Below are 22499 nucleotides of genomic sequence, written 5' to 3' on the forward strand. Positions count from 1 at the left end.
CAACGGAATCGGCGATTAGGGACGGGAGGGCCCACGGTCGGCAACCAAATGCACTGGGTCGGATTGGTGGCGGTCAGCTTGCCGGGGCTGGCTGCGCTGGCCGCGCTGCTGTTCACCTGGATGCAGGTGGGGCAGTCCAGCAAGGAACTAAGAATCAGCGAGCAGGGGCAGATCACCAACCGGTTCAACGCCGCGATCACAAATCTGGGATCACAGTCCGTGGACATGAGGCTGGGGGGAATCTATGCCCTGCAGCGCATCATGGAGGACTCCTCTCGGGACCATCTCACTGTCATCTCAGTACTGGCTGCGTACGTACGTCAACACGCGCCCATTCCGGTATCCGGTGCCAAACAGACAGAGGCCACGTCGACAGAACACTCGCCGCCTACCGATGTCCAGGCGGCGATAAATGTGGTGGGTAACGGCCGTGACAGCCGCAGCGGGGAGATGGTCGACCTGAGCCGCACGAATCTGCGTAGGCTGAAGCCAATGGGTATGTCGCGGTACTACAACACCGCTGTAACCAACATCAATTTCCACGACGTAGTCCTTGAGGAATCAGATCTCAGCGGCGCGGAGCTTTCGTATGTGGACTTCCGCCACTCGGATATGCGCGGCGCAAACCTCTCGGTTGCGACCCTGTACGGCGCGAAACTCCATGGGACAGATCTGTCCACCACAAACCTGGCCCACGCGAGACTATGCGCCCTTGGGACCACCAACGGTCGGCGCTGGAAGGTCTGTGCGGACCTGTCCGACGCAGTTCTGACCAGCGCGAACCTGACCGGGGCAGACCTGCCCTACGTGAATCTGACGAAGGCGAACCTCACGGCCGCGAACCTCACGGGGGCGAACCTCACGGGGGCGAACCTCACGGGGGCGAACCTCACGGGGGCGAACCTGGACGGGGCAAAGTTGGACGGGGCAAAGTTGGACGGGGTTCGTGGGCTACCGTCATCGCGGCGCTGAGTCCACGGCCGGGGTATCGGGATCTGGATCCTGGTTTGATTTCATTAACCGACACCCCGTGAGGTGACACTATTACTCGAGCTAACCTCAGAGCTTGAAGCGTACTAGATGTGGGCGAGCTTCCCCGCCTCGCCAGAAACCTTCTCCCAAGCCCTCAGATATTCCCAACCAGTCGACGTGAGTTGCAAATACCTCTTGAGATGGAACTCCTCGTCGGAATGCTCGTGGTCTGAAATCAGAGCCTGCAGTCCTCGCTCATCGTTCGGAACCACGTAGCCAACGTCTTGAAGATGTTCCAACTCGCTGTACATCGACCACCGAAAACGTACCCAGTCACTCTCGGTATCTGCGAGCTTCCTCAGGTGGGAGAGCATGTGTCTGGTAACGAGCCCACGCACGACAAATTCCAACGTGCCGACGTCGTCCTCCAATTTTTCGATCTTCTTTTCAAAGAATCGAATACGGAAGGCGCCAGCAGCTACCTCCTGCAGCGGCCCAGCACGAGAGGCGGCCACGGATGCAACTGCAAGAAGAGCGAGCGTCGCGACAACAATAGGATCCAACCCGTTGGGGACCATACCGAGGACGTCGGTGACGACGTATGCGACAAGCAAGAGGAATAGCCCAATACCTAGGGCAAGGAACCCACTACCCACCCGGATCGGATGAGATACTGCTGCGGAAGATTGTTGCGTGTTCACCATAATCATCCCTCTTCGCGAGGTCACAGCGAAGAACACTGCCAGGGAGACTCCGACACAGCTTCAGTATCCCACTTACCACGGGGAACCTAAAAGCATCAGCAATGTCGTGCGGGTGCGGACCGCAGGTAATTCTGGGCGGTGGTGTGCCCGTCTCAGCAGGCGCGAGGAAGCTTAGGTGGAGGGCGGCCAGCCATGCGGCGAGGTGGTTGCGCTCGCGGTAGGCGGCGTCGAGCGCCGCCGCGTGCTCGGCGGCCAGGCGCTGCATCATCGACTCGGCCGCGACCAGGGCTTCGCGGGGCTCAATGGGTTCGGCCCAGGTGTCTATGTCGGCCCGCAGCTCGTGAAGCGGGGAGGCGGCTGTCGTCATGTGCGGGTCCTGTCGTCGGCGGGGAGGACGGCGGAGGCAAGCTGCCGGGTGAGCCGGGTGACTTGGGCAGCCAGTCCGGTCTGGCTGGCGATCAGGTGCTCGACGCCGGCGCGCAGCCGCGCGGCCTCGTCTGCGGGGAGGACGTGGCTTTCGGTCCGGTCGATCAGGTTGCGGATCTGCTCGACGGGCGGCCGCTGCGACCGGGGGCGGGCCCGGCTCATCGGGCGCGCGCCATGTCGGCGTGGAACCAGCGGTGCAGCAGGGAGCGGCGTTGGCCGGGGGTGAGGAGCACGGCGCGCGTGTAGACGGACACGACACGGGCGGACGTTAGGCACCAGGTGGGGAACGGATCCTCGGTGGAGGGCTGCGGTTCGCCGGCCGGCTCGACGGTGTAGAGGTCGCCGTACCAGTAGCGGGAGGCGTAAAACCTCGCGTAGTCGCGGTCGGTGGTGATGTAGACCCGGTCGGGGCGTCCGGTCGGCGGGTCGACGGCCTTGCCGCCGACGGTGGCGGTCAGGCCCTGGGCGCGGGCCTCGCAGACCTTGCAGCCGTCGACGACGTGCGGGGGGCTGGGGGTGATGAGGTCCCCGGGCGCCAGCCCGGGGACACCACCGTTGAAGTAGCGCAACGAGGCCTCGCCTACCGGTTGTTGCAGCCGCAGATGCCCTGCGCCGTGCACCAGCCGTCGCACGCATGGCACCAGGTCATGCCGGGAGCCGGCGGGTGCTTGAGAACTGGGGCGGGTCCGCGAAGAGGGCCTTGCGCGATGGCTTCCTTGAGGTCGGCGAGGTGCTCGGCCGCGTCGGGGTCGGGGGTGGATGTGCAGGAGCGGGCCATCAGGTGTCTTCGTCTCCGGGCAGGGTCAGGGCCAGGCGGCCCGGGCTGGTTGCGTTCGGCCAGGACCTTGTCCAGCGGCCCGTAGCGTTCCCTCATGAGCCGTTCGAACAGCTCGGGGTCGGCGGCATGGTCACAGCGGTAGGTCGCGCTCACGAGGTTTCTCCTGGGTACGCGGGGACCCGCCCTGCCTGGCGGCGCGGGCGGGTCCATTCGCGGGTGCGTGGCGCGGCGTCCCCGTACGGCGCCGCACGGGCGGTGCCGGTGTCTGGCAGGCAGGGCGCGGGGGGTTGCCACCCGCCAGACACCGTTGGGGGATGCCGCATGCCACGGCAGTGCTGACGGGCCGGTCCCGCGGCTGCGGCCGTTCCCGATCAGCGAGCAGAACGTACCACGATCGAGTGTTGTGGCACATCTAGGCCGTGGGGTCGGCGGCGGCTTGGGGCGTATCGGGCTGGTTGGCCCACAGGACGGCGCCGAAGCCGTAGCCGTCCAGGGCGTCGGTGCCGCAGGCGTCGGGCTCGTCGACGAGGAACAGTGCGTCCTGACTGACCTTGTTGGGGGCGCCGAAGTGTTGGGGCTTCATGCGCTGCCATTCGGGGCGGCCGGTTGTGTCGCTCACAGGGTTTCCCTTCGGTGGTTGGGGCATGGCCCGGCCCGCCCCCGGGCGGGCCGGTTCGGGTCAGGCCGTGGCGGAGGCGGCGCGCTTGGCCGGGGCCTTCGGCCTGGCTGGGGCCTTGCGCCGGGCCGGGACCTGCGGCTTGGCGGCGGCGGGCTTGGCCTGGGCGCGCTTGACCGGGGCCTTCGGCTTGGACGCGGCGGTCGCGGCATCGGCGGCGGGCACGGCCGGGGTGGCGGCCTCGGCGGGGGCCTTGGGCTTGGCCGCGGCGAGGCTCGTGTGCTCGGCGTCGGGGTTCAGGCTGGCGATCTCGCGGGCCTCGGCGTGCGCCTTGGCCTGCCGCATGTTGAACCGTGCCTTGGCAACCGCGTCGGCGACGCGGTCCATCTGGTCCACGCGCTTGCCGACCTCGCCCTCCAGGGCCAGGGCCAGCTTCATCGGGTCCGCCTTGGCCAGCTCCTCCAGCAGGCCGAGGATCTGCTCAATCCGGTCGATGTTCGACCGGGTCTTGGTGCGCTCGCGCTGCCGCTCCTCGCGCTCCTCGGGGCTCATCTCCTCCATGATCATGGCGACGATCTGACCCTGCTGCTGCTTGAGCGCGTACGCGAAGTGCACCAGTTCGTTGTCGCCGGCGAAGGCGCCCTTGGCCCACTTCTTCATGACCGCGGCCTGGTTGCCGGGCGTCAGGGCTGCGATCTGGACGGCGGCCTGGGTGCCGATCGCGCCCGAGTTGACGTGCTGCTGCACTTCCTCGGTCAGGTCGAGGAGTGCGAGGCGCAGCGTCACGTACTGCGTGGACTTGCCGAACTCCTTGGCGACGTCCTTGGGTTCGGCGCCCTTCTGCTCGTCGAGGATCCGGCGGAACGCCTTGGCTTCCTCCATCGGCGTCATGTCGGCGCGGTTGATGTTCTCGGCGACCGACCGCTTGAAACGCTCCAGGGCGGTCAGGTCGTCGTCGGTGACGATGCACTTGATCTCGGTGAGTTCGGCGAGCTGGTGCGCGCGCCAGCGGCGCTCACCGGCGACGATCTCGTAGCCGCCGGCCTCGCCGTCCTTGCGGACCTCGATGGGCTGCATGAGGCCGAACCGCTTGATGGAGTCGGCGAGTTCCTGCAGGGCGCCCGGCTCGAAGAACTCGCGCGGCTGGCGCTCGTTGCGGTGGATCCGGTCGAGGGGGAGGGTCGTGATCGTCATGGCTCGCTCCAAGAGGCCGTGGTCGGGGGCGCTTCCCGCCCCTCGTCCTCTTATTTTAGCTGCCTCTTCGGCCTTGGGCCAGATTTTTCGGGGCAATTTTCGCAGGTCAGGGCATACGTCGGGGCGGGCACCGAGAGATGCCCGCCCCGACGCATGCGAGTTGTTCAGCTCGCCTGCACTAGCGCCTCCACCTCGCAGGGCTGCTCCTGAATGACGTCCTGCGGGTCCTCCTTGATCACGACGGCCAGCACATACAACGCCGCCGTCGCCTCGCGGGCACCTAGTTCAGGGCGGCCGGACAACTCGGCCTCCTTCATGCGCTTCCGGATGCGTGCCGGATCGATCGACACCGCACTCCCCTCCCCTCGGCGGGTTCCCCCGCCTTCGGCCACATGCACGATCACCACTCAACATGCTTCCCCCCAGGCGCCCGCCCCTACGGGTGCTAGTCGCGCAACTACCAGGTGGTGTCGTCCAGTTGGACCGTCGTGCCGTCGCCGACGGTGGTGTCCGCAGGCACGGACCAGGTCGTGTCAGCGTCAGCTTCGACATGACGCGACGTCACATGCCCCTGTTCCACCCCGACAAGGACGGCCAGCACGGTGAGCGCGACGGCAGCAGAGATTCGGAAAACACGGTTGATAACCACTCATACCCCTGAGGTTCACAAGCAATGGGAATCGAGCGCCGCGCGTAGACAGCAGCCAGCAACTACCAGGCTGAGCCGCTCAGTTCGCGCTCTGCGCATGTCAACCAACACCTTGTGATGGAGTTGTGGCGAAGATCAAGCCGAAGAGTTACCGTACTTTCACCAGACGCACAATTCAGGGGATGTTAGGTGCCACAACTTCCCGACCTGCCTGATCTGTCCGTTCAGGCGTCGAAGGTTTACCAGCTCATACTGGACGGCAAGCCCGTGCTCCCCGAAACTCCGGGTTTGGCCGAACTGTTGACTATGGGTCTGGCAGTGGATAGCCCTTCGGGCGACGACCTCTACAGCGCCATCGAGCCTCGATTTCCGGCCATGGACATGATTGACAAAGTCCACCACCACTTGGCCGCGCTGGCCACGTACACGGCCGCGATGCCGGGATTCCTGGCCACCGTGCGGGACCAGTTCCAGGCATCGAGGGAGCGACACGAGTCGATCCAGCTCCTGACCGGCCGCGAGGCGATCAACGAGCACATCGCCCGCGAACACGCCGCCGCGCGCACTGAGATCATCGCCGCGCAGCCCGGCCAGCGCACACCCGAGGACCTGTCGTTCTCCTTCGACCGTGACCGCAGCGCCCTCAAGCGGGGCCTGCCCATGCGGACGCTGTACCACAGCTCGGTCCGCCGCGTCGCCACGGTCGGCGACTGGGCGAACGCGATGGCGGCCGCCGGCGGGGAAATCCGCACGTTCAACGGCCGCTTCCCCCGCAGCATCATCTTCGACCGCCGCGTGGCCTTCATCCCCGCGTGCACCGGCGAGAGCGAGACTCCCCCAGACAAAGCCGTCATGATCTCCGAACCGCTGATCGTGGCGCGGACCTCATACGTCTTCGGATTATTCTGGGAGCGCGCCCAGCCGTGGTACGGCCGAGGCGACAGCGGCAAAGACAAGGGCCTTGTCACCACTCCCGCCCAGCGGGCGATCCTGCGCGAGCTCTGCCTGGGCCGCACGCAGGCGCAAGCTGCCAAGAACCTCGGGATCGGCCCGGCCTGGATCAACGAGCAGCTGGGACAGCTCCGCAAGAGGCTCGGCGCGCAGACCCTCAACGAGGTCATCTACTGGTGGGCGACATCCCCCGACCACGACGTGCAGGACTGACGCACTCGGCATAGCCCGGCTACGAGGCGACAGCGTTTCGCCAGGTCAGCGTGACCCGGTTGTCCACATCCCGCACCCCGCGCGCCCGCGCCGGATGGACCTGAATCTTGTCCACCAGCAGCACCACCAGGGCCCGCTTCGAGCGGTGCGGTGCGTGCTCCCACCAGCGCGCCAGATCCTCGACCCCGCCCAGCGGCACATCCACGGCCTGCTCCAGGAACCGCAGCTTCGCCCGGCTCTCCTTCAGGCTCTGCCCGATGGCCCGGTCCGTGGCGAGGAAAGTGCTCCGCGCCAGCTCGCCCTTCGCATACGGCTCGGCAAGCTCGATCCGCGACTTCTCCAGCTCGGCGATCCGGGTGCGCACCTGGTCGGCCTCTGCGGCCAGGCGCGCACGGGCCGCCTCCAGCGCGGCCAGTGCACCCGGGCGCGCCAGCTCACCGAGAACATGCTCTGCCACATAGTCCTCAAGCAGCGAGGCTGTGATGCGGACCTTGCCACATCCGCCCCGCCCCTCGAAGTTGGTCGGACAGCGGTAGGACGGCGTGCCCGCGCTCGTGCGACCACCGGTCAACTGCTGCCCACACTCACCGCATTCACCAACCCCGCCCGTCAGCAGGTACTCGTAGTCGTCCTCGCGGGACTGGCCACTACGGATACTGCCAAGCCGGCTCGGTCGGTTCTCCTGCAGCCACAGGAACTCCTCCGGTTCGATCAGCCTCTCCCGGCCGGTCTCGCGCAGTTCGCCGGTTTCAGGATCCCGCTCCAATCCGGCGATCGACGGATTGTCCAGCAGGCGGCCGAGCGTCATGGAGGTCCACTCGCCGCCCATGGTGCCCCGGTGGCCCTCGACCGTCATCCAGGCCGCAACCTCAGCCTGTGACTGTCCGGCCCGGATACGGCCGACGGCCTCACGTACGACTTGCCGCTCCTCGGCGCGAACACGCGTCAGAGCCTGGTTGTCGAAGCCGTACAAACGCGGCATGCCACCTGTTCCCTACTCATCCAGCCGCCCGCGCAGGTCCTCCCTGACGCAGCGAGCCGATCCCAAGCGCCTCCCACAAGGCGGCCGTCGGAATACGGATCGTGCTCCCCATCATCAGCGTCCGCACAGGGAACTGACCAGCCTTGATCAGGTCGTACGCCTTGTTGTGCCCGATGCCCAGTGCGCGGGCCGCGGTCACGACGTTGACCGTCGCAGGCAGTGCCAGAACCTCGTCCAGGCTCATCCCGCGCTGATCGCCGGCCAGAGTGCTCGTCGTAGTCATCTCGTTGTCGCCGTCTCCCCCGCGCCAACATGTGCCACACCATACATGCGGGACCTCGATATCAGGGAGTCCAACCAAGCAACGCTAGGGAAGAATGTGCGCCCACAGTGACAACCCGGCGTAGGGGTGGGGGACGGTGTGTTCGAAGACAAGACGTTCAAAAGGTGCGCCTGCAAGGGCCCGCTGGTGGACAAGGACGGCAGGCCAGTCCTGGACGACAACGGCCAGCAGAAGATAGGCCACCTGGACCGCAACTGCCCCCGGCACAAGGAGCGCAGCCACGGCTCGTGGTACTACCAGATCGAGCTGGAGCGCGGCGGGGACGGCAAACGCAAGCGGCCCCGCGAGGGCGGCTTCGCCACCCAGGCCGACGCCGCCGCAAAGGCCGAGGAGGTGTGGCGGGCCTCCAAGGCCGGAGTGAACGTCCTGTCGGACGAGACGGTCACCGAGTTCCTGGCCCGCTGGCTCAAGAAGAAGAAGACCGAGCTGAAGCGGACCACCGCCCACGAGTACGAACGCGACATCGAGCTGTACCTCGTGCCGCACCTCGGCGCGCTGAAGATGCGCAACCTGCGCGCCCGCCACGCCCAGGGCCTGTTCGACTGGATCGTCTCCGACAACGAGCGCCGCGTGGAGCACAGGGCCAAGGTCGCCGAACTCAAAGCCCGCGCCGACGCCGCGTCCGCAGCCTGGCGTGCAGCCCCCACCGGCACGAAGGAAGAGAAGGCGGAGCGGGCCCGCCTGCGGGGGTTGTGGACGGCCGCCCGCGACAACTACCTGGCCGGGCGCAAGAACCTGCAGCGGACCACCGGCCCGGCGACCATGGTCAGCATCAGGGCCACCCTGTCCTCGGCACTCAGCGACGCGGTGAAGGAGGAGCTGATCGCCAAGAACTACGCGACGCTCCTGACCCTCCCCAAGGTGACCAAGCCTCGCGCGCTCGCCTGGACCCCGCCACGTGTGGCCCGCTGGAAGCGCACCGGGGAGAAGCCGTCCCCGGTCATGGTGTGGACGCTGCAGCAGACCGCCGAGTTCCTGGACTTCATCGTCGACGACCGCCACTTCCCCGCCTGGCACCTGGTCCTCTTCCACGGCCTGCGCCGCGGCGAGCTGGCCGCGCTCGCCTGGGACGAGGTGGACCTGGCCGACGAGATCATCCACATCAGCGAGCAACTGGTCTCGATCTCCTACGAAGTCCACGAGGACGACCCGAAGGCCGACAGCGTCCGCGACATCAAGCTCAACCGGGACTCAGCGATGCTGCTGCAGGCGTGGCGCAAGAAGCAGGCCGCCGAGCGCCAGGAGTGGGCGGAGGCCGGCGTGCCCGCCAAGACCGGCAACCGGGCCTTCACCAAGGAGGACGGCACGGCGTACCACCCGCAGTTCTTCACCGACCGCTGGGACCGGCTCGTAGAACTGTCCGGGCTGCCGCCGATCCGCCTCCACGACGGCCGCCACGAGGCGGCGAGCATGGCGCTCGCGGCCGGCGTCGCCCCGAAGGCCGTGCAGGCGATGCTCGGGCACGCCTCCATGCGCATGACCACCGACACCTACCAGACGGTGCTGCCCGAGATGCACGCCGCGACCGCCTCGGCGTCCCTGGACCTCATCACCGCCTACCGGAAGGCGGAGGCGGCGGCACAGGTGGCGCTCCGGCACGCCTCGGTGGAGACGACGGCCGACACCTACAAGACGGCGCTGCCCGAGCAGGCTGAGAAGCAAGCCGCGAAGAAGGCGATGCGGGCGAAGAGGCAGCGCAGGCGCGTCGCCTGACGGGCCGCCGGGCCCCACTCGGGCCCGCGCGGGCCCCATCTGGGCCCCATCTGGCCCTCGTACACACGTCATGGAGCAGTGGTTTAGACCACGAGTCAGTCAAGGAAAAGCAAAAGCCCCAGATCACGGCGAGTGAGTTCTGGGGCTTCCACAGAGCCGCCTTCGGGATTCGAACCCGAGACCTACGCATTACGAGTGCGTTGCTCTGGCCATCTGAGCTAAGGCGGCACGCTGTCCGCACTATGGTGCGATCAGCAACGTCGGTAAGTCTACACAGTTTCCAAGGGTGCTCCGTACACACCCCGGGGCACCCGCTCCCGGGGCCTGCCGCAGGGCTATGAGCAGCGCTTTCCCTTGGTCGGAGGGGTGCCCTGGAGGAGGTAGCGGTCGATCGTGGAGTCGATGCAGTCGCTGCCGCGGCCGTAGGCGGTGTGGCCGTCGCCGACGTAGGTGAGGAGGCGGGCGGAGGAGAGCTGGGAGGCGAGGGACTGGGCCCAGGGGTACGGGGTCGCCGGGTCGCGGGTGGTGCCGACCACGAGGATCGGGGCCGCGCCCTTCGCCTTGATGCGGTGGGCTTCGCCGGTGGGCCGCACGGGCCAGTACGCGCAGTTCAGGGAGGCCCAGGCGAGGCCCTCGCCGAAGACGGGGGACGCCTTCTCGAAGGCGGGGAGGGCTTTCTCCACCTGGTCGGGGGTGGAGAAGGCGGCCGGGAGGTCAAGGCAGTTCACGGCCGCGTTGGCGTACATCAGGTTCGCGTACCTGCCGTCGGCGTCACGCTCGTAGTAGCTGTCGGACAGGGCGAGCAGACCCGCGCCATCCTTCTCCTTCATCGCCGAGGTGAGCGCCTCCCGCAGCTGTGGCCAGGACGCCTCGTCGTACATCGCCGCGATCACCCCCGTCGTCGCGAGCGCCTCGCCGAGCCTGCGGCCGTCCGCGTCGCCGGCCGGGATGGGCGCCCGGTCCAGCTGCTGGAAGAACGCCTTCAGGTTCTTGCCCACCTGCTCCGTGCTCGTGCCCGCGCCGCCCAGCGGGCAGTCGCTCTGGTGCACGCAGTCCTTCGCGAAGGACTGGAAGGCTGTCTCGAAGCCCGCCGTCTGATCCTCGTTCAGCTTGCGGGCGGACAGGGACGGGTCCATCGCTCCGTCCAGGACCAGGCGGCCCACCCGCTCCGGGAAGAGACCGGCGTACGTCGCTCCCAGGAACGTCCCGTACGACGCCCCGACATACGTCAGCTTCTGGTCGCCCAGCACCGCGCGCAGGATGTCCATGTCACGGGCCGCCTCCACCGTGGAGACATGCCTCAGCAGCTCGGGCGAGCGCCGGCCGCAGCCCTCGGCGAACTTCTTGTACGAGTCGACCAGTTGCCCCCTCTCCTTCGTGTCGTCCGGCGTCGTGTCCGTCTGCGTGTACGTGTCCATCTGGCGGCCGGTGAGGCACTCGACCGGCTCGCTGCGGGCCACGCCGCGGGGGTCGACGGCGACCATGTCGTAACGGGCGCGGACCTCCGCCGGGTAGCCGATGCCGGCGTACGCCTGCAGATAGCCGACCGCCGATCCGCCCGGCCCGCCCGGGTTGACCATCAGCGAGCCCAGGCGCTTGCCCGGCCCCGTCGCCTTCTTGCGGGCGACCGCCAGCCTGATGTCGCCGGAGCCCGGCTTCGCGTAGTCGAGCGGCGCCTTCATCGTGGCGCACTCGAAGCCGGGGACCCCGCAGGTGCGCCAGTTCAGCTTCTGCCCGTAGTACGGCGACAGCGTCGACGGCGTGGAGCGCGGCAGCGCGGCCAGCACGGCGTCCGCCGTGGACGTCGCCGTGGACGACGAACTCCCGGCGGAGCAGGCCGAGATGAGCAGCGCGGCGGCGGCCAGCAGCACGCCACTCGTACGGACGGGCCGGGTCGGCCGAAGGGGACGCCTGATGTGCATCTGGCGAGCGTAACCTTGCGCGATCACTTGATCACCTTCAGTCGCCTATGCGCCCTCGTACGAGTGACTCGGTCAACTCCTCGCGCCCTGCGTCGCACACCCCGTCACGTACGACGTCGATGTCACGCACCCCGTCACGTACGACGTCGACGTCACGCACCCCGTCACGTACGACATCGGCGTCACGCACGACGTCACCAACGACGTTACGCGCGCCGGGCGCCGGTCAGCCCGCCCGCAGCGCCATCGTCATCGCCTCGACCGCGAGCAGCGGCGCCACGTTGCGGTCGAGGGCCTCGCGGCACGCGGCGATGGCGTCGATGCGGCGCAGGGTCGCCTCGGGCGAGCTGCCGCGGGCCAGTCGCTCCAGGGTGTCCTCGGCCTCCATGTTGGCGATGGCCAGACGGGAACCGAGCTGGAGGGCGAGGACGTCGCGATAGAACCCGGTGAGGTCGATCAGGGCCAGGTCCAGGCTGTCGCGCTGTGTACGCGTTCTTCGGCGCTTCTGCCGGTCCTCCAGCTCCTTCATGACACCCGCGGTGCCGCGCGGCATCCGGCCGCCCTGGACCGCGCCGAGGGCCGCCTTCAGGTCCTCGGTCTCCTTCACGTCGACTTCCTCGGCGAGCTGCTTGGCGTCCTCGGAGGCCGTGTCGATCAGCTCCTGGGCCGCCTTGAGGCAGCCGCCGATGTCGTCGACCCGCAGCGGGAGCTTGAGGACGGCGGCCCGGCGCTCACGAGCACGCGGGTCCGTGGCGAGGCGGAGGGCCCGGCCGATGTGGCCCTGCGTCGCGCGGGCGGCGGCCGCCGCGACGCCGGGCTCGATGCCGTCACGGCGTACGAGGATGTCGGCGACCGCGTCCACGGGCGGGGTGCGGAGGGTGAGGAGGCGGCAGCGGGAGCGGATCGTGGGCAGAACGTCCTCGATGGACGGGGCGCACAGGAGCCAGACCGTGCGGGGGGCCGGTTCCTCGACGGCCTTCAGCAGGACGTTGCCCGCGCCCTCCGTGAGGCGGTCGGCGTCCTCCAGGACGATGACCTGCCAGCGTCCGGTCGCCGGGGACAACTGGGCGCGGCGGACCAGGTCACGGGTCTCCTTCACGCCGATGCTGAGGAGGTCGGTGCGGACGATCTGCACGTCGGCGTGGGTGCCCACCAGGCTCGTATGACAGCCGTCGCAGAAGCCGCAGCCGGGGACTCCGCCGAGGGCCCGGTCGGGGCTCACGCACTGGAGCGCCGCCGCGAACGCCCGCGCCGCGGTGGAACGGCCCGAGCCGGGCGGGCCCGTGAACAGCCATGCGTGCGTCATCTTGGACGCCTCGGGGAGCGGGGTGTCCGCCGCGACCGCCGTGACGAGGGCGTCGGCGTCCCGGGCAGCGGCGGCGAGCTGCTCGCTCACCTTCTCCTGGCCCACCAGGTCGTCCCACACGGGCATGGGGCACCGCCCTTTCGTCGCACTTTGCCTTGCCGCGTCCATTGTGCGGGCCGCCACTGACAATCGGCGCCGGCCGCCGTTCCAGCGCCTTCCGCCGCCGTTCCAACAGCTCCGGCCACCGATCCCAGCAACCGCAAACCACAGCCGTAGCCACAGCCACAGCCACAGCCACCAGGATCAGCGGCGGCGCCGCCAGAATTCAGCGGCGGCGGCCCCGCCCCTCGTCCCAGTCATCGTCCTCGCGCGGGCCCAGCAGTTCGTCCGCCAGGGTCGGGAGGTCGTCCAGCGGAGTCTCCTCGGCCCAGTCGGAGCGGGGCCGACGCCGCGGGGCGCCGGTGTCGTCGACCTGGGGCAGCTCGCGCGTACGGTCGCTGGGACCGTCCTGCTGCGGCGCCGACCGCTCGTCCCGGAAGAAGCCCGGCGGCACCCGGTCCGCCGGATCACCGGCGGGAGCGCCCGCCGTAGGAGCACCCGCGCCCCCATCCCGTACCGGAGGAAGCACCGCCGTCTCATCGGCCGCACCAGAAACCACCGGCGGCAGCACAGCTGTCTCGTCCGCAGCCCCAGAAACCACCGGCGGCAGCACAGCCGTCTCGTCCGCCGCTCCCGGCACCGGCGGCTTCGGCAGCTTCGCCGTCTCCTCCACGTCGGTCCGGGACTCGGAACGTGAACCGGAACGGGAACGGGAGCCGGGCCGAGAACCGGCAAGGCCCTCGTCCGCGCGCACCGGCGGCAACACCGCCGTCTCGTCCACGGCCCGCCCACCCGACGCGTTCGACGGCGTCACAACCGGCGTAGGCACCGTCGTCTCGTTGTCGGGCGCGGAAACCCTCGCAGTCGGGGTCCCAGTCCCAGCCGCACTCGCCGTCGTCGGCGGCGGCGTCGCCGACGCAGTCGACACCGCGGCCTCAGCGGAAGCCACCGCAGCCGCCGACGCCGCCGCGGCCTCCGCAGCCGCCCGTCGAGCCTCCTCGGCCCGCAGCAACGCTTCCTCGGCCTTCCGCTGCTTCTCCAGGCGGCGCTCCTCGGCCTCGGCCCGCAGCCGCGCCTCCTCCTCGGCCTGCTTGCGCCGGCGCTCCTCCTCGGCGGCCCGCGCCTTCTCCTCGGCGAGACGCCTGACCCGCTCCTCCTCGGCGCGGCGGCGGGCCTCCTCGGCGCGCTGCCGGGCCTCCTCCGCCTGGCGCTCGGCCTCGCGCCGCTGGGCCTCTTCCAGCTCGCGCTGCTTGCGCTCCTCCTCCTCGGCACGGAGCTTCGCGAGCTGCTCCTGGCGCTCGCGCTCCAGCCGCTCCTCCTCGGCCTTGCGGGCGGTCTCTTCCTCGGCCTTGCGCCGGGCCTCCTCCTCGGCCGCCTTGCGGGCCTCCTCCTGGGCCTTCACCTCGGCCTCGGAGAGGGGCAGCATCACGTCGAGCCGGTGCCGGACGACCGTGGTGACCGCCTCGGGTTCCTGCGCGGCGTCGACGACCAGGTACCGGCCCGGGTCGGCGGCGGCCAGCGTCAGGAAACCGGACCGCACGCGCGTGTGGAACTCGACGGGCTCCGACTCCAGCCGGTCGGGCGCCTCCGTGAACCGCTCACGGGCGGCCTCGGGCGACACGTCGAGCAGGACCGTCAGATGCGGTACGAGGCCGTCCGTCGCCCACCGGTTGATGCGGGCGATTTCCGTCGGGGACAGATCACGGCCCGCGCCCTGGTAGGCCACCGAGGAGTCGATGTACCGGTCGGAGATGACGACCGCGCCCCGCTCCAGCGCGGGCCGCACCACCGTGTCGACGTGCTCCGCGCGGTCGGCGGCGTACAGCAGTGCCTCCGCGCGGTGCGAGAGGCCTGCCGAGGACACGTCCAGCAGGATCGACCGCAGCCGCTTGCCGACCGGCGTGGCGCCCGGCTCGCGGGTCACCACGACCTCGTGGCCCTTGCCGCGGATCCACTCGGCGAGCGCCGTCGCCTGGGTGGACTTGCCGGCTCCGTCGCCGCCCTCCAGGGCGATGAAGAAGCCGCTGGAGGCGGAGGTCTGCACGGGGTCGTCGCCGCCGCGCAGCGCGTCCAGCAGGTCGTGCCGCAGCGGTACGCCGGAGCGGTCGTCGGCCTTGGCGAGCACCAGCGCGGCGACCGGCAGGAGCAGCGCGCCGACCAGCATCAGTGTGAAGGCGGCGCCTCCGTGCGCGAACACGAACTTGCCGTTTTCCAGCCGGTGCGGACCGATCGCGGCGGCCACCACCGGCGCCACCAGCGCGCCGAGCGCCACGGAGACCCGTACGACCGCGTGCAGGTGTTCGGTCGTGCGCGCCCGCCGGTACTCCTCGGTCTCCTGGTCGAGCAGCGCGTGCCCGGTGTTCGCGGCGACGCCCGCGCCGATGCCCGCGAGGGCGACGATCAGCAACACGGTGGTGACGTCCGGGACCAGCCCGGCGGCCAGCAGCGCGACCCCGGTGAAGGCGATGGCCAGCGAGAGCAGCCTGCGCCGCGACAGCGACGGCAGCACCGAGGGGGCCGTACGGATGCCGATGACGACGCCCCCGGTGAGGGCCAGCACCAGCAGCCCGTACGTCACCGGACCGCCGCCCAGGTCCTTGGCTTGCAGCACGGAGACGGCGACGGCGGCGGAGATCGCCCCGGCGACCGCCGCGCAAGCGAGGACGAGCAGCGGAATCGCGCCGGTGCGGCCCTTGTCGACGCCGGTGCCCGTCTTGGGGCGGCGCAGTCCCTCAAGGGGCGACCGCGCGCGCGGGGTGCGTGCGTCGGGCAGTTCGAGGAACGTGAGCACCGACAGCGAGGCGGCGAACAGCCCGGCCGCGACGTACGAGGCGAGCGCCGCCTGGTGCTGGTCGAACCAGTCGATCCCGGCGCCCAGCAGATTGTTGACGAGCGACACCACGACGAGCGTGGCGGCGGCGAGCGGCACCGCCATGAACGCCGTACGCAGCGACAGGCGCCGCAGCGCGTCCATGTGGTCCGGAAGCGGGCGCACCGTGGCGCCCTCCAGGGGCGGCGCGGGCAGCAGCGCAGGCGCCGCGCTCTCCCGGCACACCGTCCAGAACCGCTCGGCGACGCCGGCGACGAAGGCGGTGACCAGGAGGACGGCGAGCGCGTTGTCCGGGGTCCAGTCGATCCACAGGGGCGCGACGATGAGGAGCGCGGCCCGCAGGCCGTCGGCCCCGACCATGGTCCAGCGCCGGTCGAGCGGCCCCTCCTGGGACGTCAGCGACGTGAGCGGCCCGAGGAGTACGGCTCCGAAGAGCAGCGTCGCGAAGACGCGTGCCCCGAAGACGGTGGCCACGGCGAAGGCCGCTCCGCGGTAGCCACCGCCGAAGGAACCCTCGAAGATCGCCGCCTGGAGGGCGAGGACGACCAGCACGAGCAGGGCCAGCGCGTCGGCGACACCCCCCACGAGCTGTGCGCTCCACAGCCGCTTCAATTGCGGCTGGCGCAGCAGAGCGCGGACGGCACGCTCGCGGGAATCTGCGACCAGGGCGTCGTCGGGGGCCGGGGTGTGGGCCGTTGGCTGCTCGGCTCGCGTCATCCTGCAAGCCTATCCGGACCCACTGACTCCCCGAAGGGGTGGCCGAACATACGGACGCCCCCACACCAAAAGGTGTAGGGGCGTACACGTGCCGGGCACCTCATGCACACGCTCAGGCGCACGGAATCCGGCCCTCGGAAGCGGCCGTCGTCCTGCGGCCTCAGCCCTCCGAAGCCGCCGTCTTCTTGGCGGCGGTCTTCTTGGCAGGTGCCTTCTTGGCGGCCGTCTTCGAAGTCGTCGTCTTCTTGGCGGCCGTTTTCTTGGCCGGGGCCTTCTTGGCGGGTGCCTTCTTGGCCACGGCCTTCTTCGCGGTCTTCTTGGCCGGTGCCTTGGCGCGCTTCTCGGCGAGCAGTTCGTAGCCGCGCTCGGGGGTGATGTCCTCGACGCTGTCGCCGGAGCGCAGGGTCGCGTTGGTCTCGCCGTCGGTCACGTACGGCCCGAAACGGCCGTCCTTGACGACGACGGGCTTCTCGCTGACCGGGTCGGTGCCCAGCTCCTTCAGCGGCGGCTTGGCGGCCGCACGGCCACGCTGCTTGGGCTGCGCGTAGATCTCCAGCGCCTCTTCGAGCGTGATGGTGAAGAGCTGGTCCTCGGCGGTGAGCGACCGCGAGTCCGTGCCCTTCTTCAGGTACGGCCCGTAGCGCCCGTTCTGCGCGGTGATCTCGACGCCCTCGGCGTCCTTGCCGACGACGCGCGGCAGGGACATCAGCTTGAGGGCGTCCTCAAGGGTCACCGTGTCGAGCGACATCGACTTGAACAGCGAGGCCGTCCGCGGCTTGACGGCGTTCTTGCCCGTCTTCGGGGTGCCCTCGGGGAGCACCTCGGTGACGTAGGGGCCGTAGCGGCCGTCCCTGGCGATGATCTGGTGGCCCGTCGCCGGGTCGGCGCCGAGCTCGAAGTCACCGCTCGGCTTGGCGAGCAGTTCCTCCGCGAGGTCGACCGTCAGCTCGTCCGGCGCCAGGTCCTCGGGCACGTCGGCGCGCTGGTGGTTCTCGGCGTCCTTCTCGCCGCGCTCGACGTAGGGGCCGTAGCGGCCCACGCGGAGCACGATGTCGTTGCCGACCGGGAAGGACGACACCTCGCGGGCGTCGATGGCGCCCAGGTCGGTGACGAGCTCCTTGAGGCCGCCCAGGTGGTCGCCGTCGCCGTTGCCGGCCTCGGCGGCACCGGTCGCCTCGCCCTCGCCGAAGTAGAACCGCTTCAGCCACGGCACGGCCTGCGCCTCGCCCCGCGCGATGCGGTCGAGGTCGTCCTCCATCTTGGCGGTGAAGTCGTAGTCGACGAGCCGCCCGAAGTGCTTCTCCAGGAGGTTGACCACGGCGAAGGACAGGAAGGACGGGACGAGTGCCGTGCCCTTCTTGAAGACATAGCCGCGGTCGAGGATCGTGCCGATGATCGACGCGTACGTCGACGGGCGGCCGATCTCGCGCTCTTCGAGCTCCTTGACCAGGCTGGCCTCGGTGTAGCGGGCCGGGGGCTTGGTGGCGTGCCCGTCGACCGTGATCTCCTCGGCGGACAGCGGGTCGCCCTCGCCGACCTGCGGGAGACGGCGCTCGCGGTCGTCGAGCTCGGCGTTCGGGTCGTCCGCGCCCTCGACGTACGCCTTCAGGAAGCCGTGGAAGGTGATCGTCTTGCCGGAGGCGCTGAACTCGGCGTCGCGGCCGTCGGCGGCCGCTCCGGCGATCTTCACGGTGACGGAGTTTCCGACCGCGTCCTTCATCTGGGAGGCGACGGTCCGCTTCCAGATCAGCTCGTAGAGCTTGAACTGGTCGCCGGTCAGACCCGTCTCGGCCGGGGTGCGGAAACGATCACCCGAGGGGCGGATCGCCTCGTGCGCCTCCTGGGCGTTCTTGACCTTTCCGGCGTACACGCGCGGCTTGTCCGGCAGGTAGTCGGCGCCGTACAGCTGCGTGACCTGGGCGCGGGCGGCGGTGATCGCCGTGTCCGACAGGGTCGTGGAGTCCGTACGCATGTAGGTGATGAAGCCGTTCTCGTACAGCTTCTGTGCCACCTGCATGGTCGCCTTCGCGCCGAAGCCGAGCTTGCGCGAGGCCTCCTGCTGAAGCGTCGTCGTACGGAACGGCGCGTACGGCGAGCGGCGGTACGGCTTGGACTCGACCGAGCGGACCGAGAAGTTCGTGTTCTCCAGGGCGGCGGCGAGCGCGCGGGCGTTCGCCTCGTCCAGGTGGAGCGTGTTGGCGCCCTTGATCTGGCCCAGCGAGTCGAAGTCGCGGCCCTGGGCGACGCGCTTGCCGTCGACCGCGGTGAGACGGGCGACCAGGTTGGACGGGTCGCTGTTGTCACCGACGCGGCCGGTGCCGAAGGTGCCGGTCAGGTCCCAGTACTCGGCGGAGCGGAAGGCGATGCGCTCGCGCTCCCGCTCGACGACGAGGCGGGTCGCCACGGACTGCACGCGGCCCGCCGACAGCCGCGGCATGACCTTCTTCCACAGGACCGGCGAGACCTCGTAGCCGTAGAGGCGGTCGAGGATGCGGCGGGTCTCCTGGGCGTCGACCATGCGCGTGTTGAGCTCGCGCGGGTTGGCGACGGCCTCGCGGATCGCGTCCTTGGTGATCTCGTGGAAGACCATCCGGTGGACGGGAACCTTGGGCTTCAGGACCTCCAGGAGGTGCCACGCGATGGCCTCGCCCTCGCGGTCCTCATCGGTGGCGAGGAAGAGTTCGTCGGAGTCCTTCAGCAGGTCCTTGAGCTTCTTGACCTGGGCCTTCTTGTCAGCGTTGACCACGTAGATCGGCTGGAAGTCGTGCTCGACGTCCACGCCGAGGCGGCGCACCTCGCCGGTGTACTTCTCGGGCACCTCCGCGGCGCCGTTGGGGAGGTCGCGGATGTGCCCGACGCTCGCTTCGACGACATAGCCGGGGCCGAGATAGCCCTTGATCGTCTTCGCCTTGGCAGGCGACTCGACGATGACGAGTCGGCGGCCGCCGTGTGCGGTGTCGCTGGTCGGGGACAACTTCGCTCTTCTCTCCGGTCGACGCGGGGATCCTCCCCAGGTCTTTGCTCCCGGGGGTCGGGTCATGCTGACGCTGCGGAGTGTGACGGTACATCCCGCCCCCGTGTCAAACGGGAAAAGCCCGCAACGGCCACTCGAACGGTAACCCGACTACCGCCATTCCTGCCGCCCGGAGTACCCACCAGCCCTTTTTCGGGTCTATCCGGAGCGTGACCTCCCAGTTACCGGAGTACCGGCCTTCACGCGCGCGTGAAGCACCACATTCCGAGTACCAGCGCACCGGTTCCGGCGACGCTCGCGACCGTCGCCGATGCGACGCGGCTCACACCGTGGGCGACGGGCTCGCCCTGCCGCAGCCGGACCGCGGTCCAGGCCAGCAGTGCGCCTCCGAACAGGGCGAACACCGTCCCCACAAAGATCGCCGGTCCGCTTTCCATGGGTGTGTCCTTCCGCCCCGAGTCCTCAGGGTCGGGAGGCTGGCACGCCCCGGAAGCGCACATGCGAACCTGCGGTGAACACGAGGCAACCGACACCCCGTGGGGGCACTCAGACCGTGCCGGGCGTCGGTATCTTCCCGGTCGTTTTGCTGTTGTCGGTGTGGCCCACCGTGCACACGACTGTGGTGAATCCGTCGTTCCAGTCTTCCTTGTCGCCCAGCCAGCCGTAGGTCTTCAGCTCCGATCCGGGCGCCCAACTCGACTCGAATTTGTTGCTGCAGAGCTTTCCTCCGTTGTCGATCCCCTTCTTGTAGTCCATGCTCCCGGGCGCGGCGGCGAAGCCGACGACCTGGTCGGTGTGCGGTTTGGAGCAATCGGTAAGAAGGGACTGGAACGAGTCGCCCCCCTTGTCGACGTACGTCCAGCAGTCGCCCACGGCCATCTGCGCGGCGTACAGGTCCATGCCCTTGTCCCGGAGCCATCCCACCTCGCCCCCGATGGGAACATGCCGCCCGAGTACGAGACATGCCGTACCGCCGGAGGCCGCATCGAACCCCGCCTTCGTCGGGAGAAGGGCGTAGGCGCCCGCGTCGGGCAGGGCGGTCGCCATCGGCTCGGCCTGCCGCGCGCAGCGCTGCGCGCCCCGGGCCTGGGCGTCGGCGTAGTCGGTCGCCGTGTCGACCGCCACCACCTGGCCGTCCGGCCAGTCGTCGGCGCAGTCCACGACGCCGAGGTTCGGCACCGACTTGAAGGGGGTGCCCGACCAGACCGCCTTCACACAGTCGCCCGCCTGCAACGGGTCGGTGAGGCCCGCCTGCACGCCGTACGGATACACAGGCCCCGTCGGCTCCGCCGTCGTTGGTGTACTCGCCGAGGCCGACGGCGACTTCTTCGCCGCGTTGTCCTTCTTGCCGCCGTCACCACCGGACAGCGAGACGGCGGCCCAGGCACCGCCGGCGATCACCAGGACGACGGCCACGACGAGGGCGATCACGGCGCCGCGCCTCTTGCCGCTCGTGGGCGGGGGTGGCGGTCCGGGCGGACCGCCCGTGTACGGCCGCGGCACGGATGGGCTGCCCACGTACGGGTGGGTCGGCGGGGGCGGACCGCCCTCGTGGGGCGGCGGCGCGCCGCTCGCCGCGTAGGGCGAGTCCGGGCCGCTCGCGTAGGGGTTGCGGAAGTCGTACGCACTCTGCGGGGCCGCTGAACCCCATGGGGCGTACGGCGTCGGGGGACCGGATCCCGGTGTGGCGGGGCCGCCCGCCGCGGCGCCCGTCCCCGGGGTGGCCGGACCACCCGGCGTGTGCGGGGTGTTCGGAGTGGGAGGCGCGCCAGGGGTCTGTGGGGTGCCCGGCCGCTGCGGGGTGCCCGGCGTCGGTCCGCCGGCCCGGTCCGCGTACGGGCCGCCGTACGGCCCCTGCGAAGGAGTCCCCGCCTGTCCCGGGGGCGGGCCCGCGGCATACCCGGGAGGTGCGCCTGCCGCATAGCCCGGAGGCGGCCCCGCGATCTCGTCCGAGGGCACGCTCGCGGACGGGCCGCCGGGTACGGCCCCGAAGCCCCCCGGCGTCGGACCGAATCCGTCGGGCGCCGCCCCGAACGCGCCCGGTGGCGGCCCGAATCCGCCCGGTGCCGAACCCTGCGCGGGCGAGGCCTCCCATCCCGGCGGTGGCCCGGACCCCGCGCCCGCCGCTCCCCGCACCACCCGCTCCAGCCCCCGCGCGACCGCCTCCGGCGAGAACCGGCGGACGGGGTCCTTGACGAGCAACCCGTGCAGCACGGGCGCCAGTTCACCGGCGCGGACCGGCGGTGTGGGCTCTTCGTCGAGCAGGGCCGTCAGTGTCGCGTAGCTGCCGTGGCGGTCGAAGGGGCCGCGGCCCTCCACCGCGGCGTACAGCGTGGCGCCCAGGGAGAAGAGGTCGGCGGCGGGGGTGGGCGGCTCGCCGCGGGCGCGCTCGGGGGCGAGATAGCCGGGTGTGCCGAGGATGCCGGCGGTGGCGGTGAGGCGTGGCTCGCGGGACTCGGGCTGGAGCGCGATTCCGTAGTCGGTGAGCAGCACGCGCGCGTAGGGGTCGCCCGAAGCGTCCGGCGCCAGAAGGATGTTGGCCGGTTTCACATCCCTGTGGAGGATGCCGATCCGGTGTCCCGCGGTGAGCGCGTCGAGGACGGCGAGCCCGATCCGGGCGGCCCCCGCGGGCGACAGCGGCCCCGACCGCCGTACGACCGCCTGGAGGTCGACCGCGTCCGGCACATACTCCATGACGATCCATGGCAGCCCCTCGTGCACCACCACGTCGTGCACGGTGGCCACATGGGGATGTCCCCGTAAGCGCGCCGCGTGCCGGGCCTCGCTGCGTGCCCGCGCGATGCGCTGTGCCGTCTCTCCGGCGTCCATCGGCATGTCCGGCAGCGCGACCTCCTTCATGGAGACCTCGCAGGCCAACTCCTCGTCGTACGCGAGCCATACGCGCCCCATGCCGCCCGCGCCGAGCGTCCGCAGCAGCCGATACCGGCCACTGATGAGCCTGCCCTCGCCCTGATCCGGCGTCTCCCCCGCCATCACGCCTCCCCCGAGACAGCGCGCCTCCCCCGAGGACGCGTGGAACTTGTCTCTTGAAGGTAGCTTCGCACCTGCCACTGACAGGAGCCCTTTTGCGGAGCAATCCTTTCCAATCC

20 protein-coding genes and 1 tRNA gene are annotated in these 22499 nt (G+C 69.9%); 3 read left to right on the plus strand and 18 right to left on the minus strand.

Features of this window, described 5'->3' with window-relative positions; translation table 11 throughout:
- The first annotated feature begins 48 nt into the window (after window positions 1-48).
- On the plus strand, window positions 49-972 hold the full coding sequence (locus tag OIC96_RS21965) for a pentapeptide repeat-containing protein (protein ID WP_330306191.1): 924 nt from the start codon (window positions 49-51) through the stop codon (window positions 970-972).
- A 104-nt stretch (window positions 973-1076) separates the two neighbouring features.
- Here OIC96_RS21965 and OIC96_RS21970 read toward each other — a convergent pair whose 3' ends face one another.
- From OIC96_RS21970 to OIC96_RS22005, 8 genes are all read right to left on the minus strand, one after another.
- Window positions 1077-1586, minus strand: coding sequence for a hypothetical protein (locus tag OIC96_RS21970; protein ID WP_330462134.1), 510 nt, complete (start codon window positions 1584-1586; stop codon window positions 1077-1079).
- A gap of 34 nt (window positions 1587-1620) precedes the next feature.
- On the minus strand, window positions 1621-2043 hold the full coding sequence (locus OIC96_RS21975) for a hypothetical protein (protein ID WP_330306189.1): 423 nt from the start codon (window positions 2041-2043) through the stop codon (window positions 1621-1623).
- Complete coding sequence (locus OIC96_RS21980) at window positions 2040-2264, minus strand: hypothetical protein (RefSeq protein WP_330306188.1); 225 nt, start codon at window positions 2262-2264, stop codon at window positions 2040-2042. Before OIC96_RS21980 ends, OIC96_RS21975 begins: the two co-directional genes overlap by 4 nt.
- Window positions 2261-2734: a hypothetical protein gene (locus OIC96_RS21985; RefSeq protein WP_330306187.1), complete on the minus strand. Its 474-nt coding sequence runs from the start codon at window positions 2732-2734 to the stop codon at window positions 2261-2263. The genes OIC96_RS21980 and OIC96_RS21985 overlap by 4 nt, the downstream gene beginning before the upstream one ends.
- Window positions 2683-3033: a hypothetical protein gene (locus OIC96_RS21990; protein WP_330306186.1), complete on the minus strand. Its 351-nt coding sequence runs from the start codon at window positions 3031-3033 to the stop codon at window positions 2683-2685. The genes OIC96_RS21985 and OIC96_RS21990 overlap by 52 nt, the downstream gene beginning before the upstream one ends.
- Window positions 3034-3292: 259 nt before the next feature.
- On the minus strand, window positions 3293-3499 hold the full coding sequence (locus tag OIC96_RS21995) for a hypothetical protein (protein ID WP_330306185.1): 207 nt from the start codon (window positions 3497-3499) through the stop codon (window positions 3293-3295).
- Between the two features lie 60 nt (window positions 3500-3559).
- Window positions 3560-4690 carry a ParB/RepB/Spo0J family partition protein gene (locus tag OIC96_RS22000; RefSeq protein ID WP_330306184.1) on the minus strand — a complete coding sequence of 377 codons (1131 nt, stop codon included), beginning with the start codon at window positions 4688-4690 and terminating at the stop codon, window positions 3560-3562.
- A 164-nt stretch (window positions 4691-4854) separates the two neighbouring features.
- Window positions 4855-5040, minus strand: a complete 186-nt coding sequence (locus tag OIC96_RS22005; protein WP_330462135.1) for a hypothetical protein — start codon at window positions 5038-5040, stop codon at window positions 4855-4857.
- A gap of 674 nt (window positions 5041-5714) precedes the next feature.
- On the opposite strand from OIC96_RS22005, the gene OIC96_RS22010 reads away from it, so the two are divergent.
- The gene (locus tag OIC96_RS22010; protein WP_330306182.1) at window positions 5715-6503 is read left to right on the plus strand and encodes a hypothetical protein; all 789 of its coding nucleotides are present in this window, start codon (window positions 5715-5717) and stop codon (window positions 6501-6503) included.
- 19 nt (window positions 6504-6522) lie between these two features.
- On the opposite strand, the gene OIC96_RS22015 is transcribed toward OIC96_RS22010, so the two are convergent.
- The gene (locus OIC96_RS22015) at window positions 6523-7485 is read right to left on the minus strand and encodes a recombinase zinc beta ribbon domain-containing protein (RefSeq protein ID WP_330306181.1); all 963 of its coding nucleotides are present in this window, start codon (window positions 7483-7485) and stop codon (window positions 6523-6525) included.
- A gap of 16 nt (window positions 7486-7501) precedes the next feature.
- Complete coding sequence (locus OIC96_RS22020) at window positions 7502-7768, minus strand: DNA-binding protein (protein WP_330306180.1); 267 nt, start codon at window positions 7766-7768, stop codon at window positions 7502-7504.
- A 138-nt stretch (window positions 7769-7906) separates the two neighbouring features.
- On the opposite strand from OIC96_RS22020, the gene OIC96_RS22025 reads away from it, so the two are divergent.
- Entirely contained in the window at window positions 7907-9541 is a 1635-nt protein-coding gene (locus OIC96_RS22025; RefSeq protein ID WP_330306179.1) for a tyrosine-type recombinase/integrase, read from the plus strand.
- 154 nt (window positions 9542-9695) lie between these two features.
- On the opposite strand, the gene OIC96_RS22030 is transcribed toward OIC96_RS22025, so the two are convergent.
- The 8 genes from OIC96_RS22030 to OIC96_RS22065 all read right to left on the minus strand — a co-directional run bounded on the left by OIC96_RS22030 (window position 9696) and on the right by OIC96_RS22065 (window position 22383).
- Window positions 9696-9769, minus strand: a tRNA-Thr gene (locus OIC96_RS22030).
- Between the two features lie 107 nt (window positions 9770-9876).
- Window positions 9877-11463, minus strand: coding sequence for an alpha/beta hydrolase (locus tag OIC96_RS22035; RefSeq protein ID WP_330306178.1), 1587 nt, complete (start codon window positions 11461-11463; stop codon window positions 9877-9879).
- A 37-nt stretch (window positions 11464-11500) separates the two neighbouring features.
- Window positions 11501-11653 (minus strand): hypothetical protein, encoded by a 153-nt coding sequence (locus OIC96_RS22040; RefSeq protein WP_330306177.1) that lies wholly within the window; start codon window positions 11651-11653, stop codon window positions 11501-11503.
- A 36-nt stretch (window positions 11654-11689) separates the two neighbouring features.
- A complete protein-coding gene (locus tag OIC96_RS22045) occupies window positions 11690-12895 on the minus strand; it encodes a DNA polymerase III subunit delta' (protein WP_330306176.1) in 1206 nt (401 codons plus the stop codon).
- A 199-nt stretch (window positions 12896-13094) separates the two neighbouring features.
- On the minus strand, window positions 13095-16415 hold the full coding sequence (gene tmk, locus OIC96_RS22050; RefSeq protein WP_330306175.1) for a dTMP kinase: 3321 nt from the start codon (window positions 16413-16415) through the stop codon (window positions 13095-13097).
- Window positions 16416-16575: 160 nt separating this feature from the next.
- Entirely contained in the window at window positions 16576-19389 is a 2814-nt protein-coding gene (topA, locus tag OIC96_RS22055) for a type I DNA topoisomerase (RefSeq protein ID WP_330306174.1), read from the minus strand.
- 239 nt (window positions 19390-19628) lie between these two features.
- A complete protein-coding gene (locus OIC96_RS22060; protein WP_330306173.1) occupies window positions 19629-19826 on the minus strand; it encodes a hypothetical protein in 198 nt (65 codons plus the stop codon).
- A gap of 109 nt (window positions 19827-19935) precedes the next feature.
- On the minus strand, window positions 19936-22383 hold the full coding sequence (locus tag OIC96_RS22065) for a serine/threonine-protein kinase (protein ID WP_330306172.1): 2448 nt from the start codon (window positions 22381-22383) through the stop codon (window positions 19936-19938).
- Window positions 22384-22499: the final 116 nt, after the last annotated feature.

Source organism: Streptomyces sp. NBC_00775, from assembly GCF_036347135.1.
Lineage (GTDB): Bacteria > Actinomycetota > Actinomycetes > Streptomycetales > Streptomycetaceae > Streptomyces > Streptomyces lutosisoli.

Coding starts and splice junctions, on each gene's coding strand:
- OIC96_RS21965 (WP_330306191.1), top strand. CDS start 49: ATGCACTGGGTCGGATTGGTGGCGGTCAGCTTGCCGGGGCTGGCTGCG.
- OIC96_RS21975 (WP_330306189.1), bottom strand. CDS start 2,043: ATGACGACAGCCGCCTCCCCGCTTCACGAGCTGCGGGCCGACATAGAC.
- OIC96_RS21980 (WP_330306188.1), bottom strand. CDS start 2,264: ATGAGCCGGGCCCGCCCCCGGTCGCAGCGGCCGCCCGTCGAGCAGATC.
- OIC96_RS22000 (WP_330306184.1), bottom strand. CDS start 4,690: ATGACGATCACGACCCTCCCCCTCGACCGGATCCACCGCAACGAGCGC.
- OIC96_RS22010 (WP_330306182.1), top strand. CDS start 5,715: ATGGACATGATTGACAAAGTCCACCACCACTTGGCCGCGCTGGCCACG.
- OIC96_RS22015 (WP_330306181.1), bottom strand. CDS start 7,485: ATGCCGCGTTTGTACGGCTTCGACAACCAGGCTCTGACGCGTGTTCGC.
- OIC96_RS22020 (WP_330306180.1), bottom strand. CDS start 7,768: ATGACTACGACGAGCACTCTGGCCGGCGATCAGCGCGGGATGAGCCTG.
- OIC96_RS22035 (WP_330306178.1), bottom strand. CDS start 11,463: ATGCACATCAGGCGTCCCCTTCGGCCGACCCGGCCCGTCCGTACGAGT.
- OIC96_RS22045 (WP_330306176.1), bottom strand. CDS start 12,895: ATGCCCGTGTGGGACGACCTGGTGGGCCAGGAGAAGGTGAGCGAGCAG.
- tmk (WP_330306175.1), bottom strand. CDS start 16,415: ATGACGCGAGCCGAGCAGCCAACGGCCCACACCCCGGCCCCCGACGAC.
- OIC96_RS22060 (WP_330306173.1), bottom strand. CDS start 19,826: ATGGAAAGCGGACCGGCGATCTTTGTGGGGACGGTGTTCGCCCTGTTC.
- OIC96_RS22065 (WP_330306172.1), bottom strand. CDS start 22,383: ATGGCGGGGGAGACGCCGGATCAGGGCGAGGGCAGGCTCATCAGTGGC.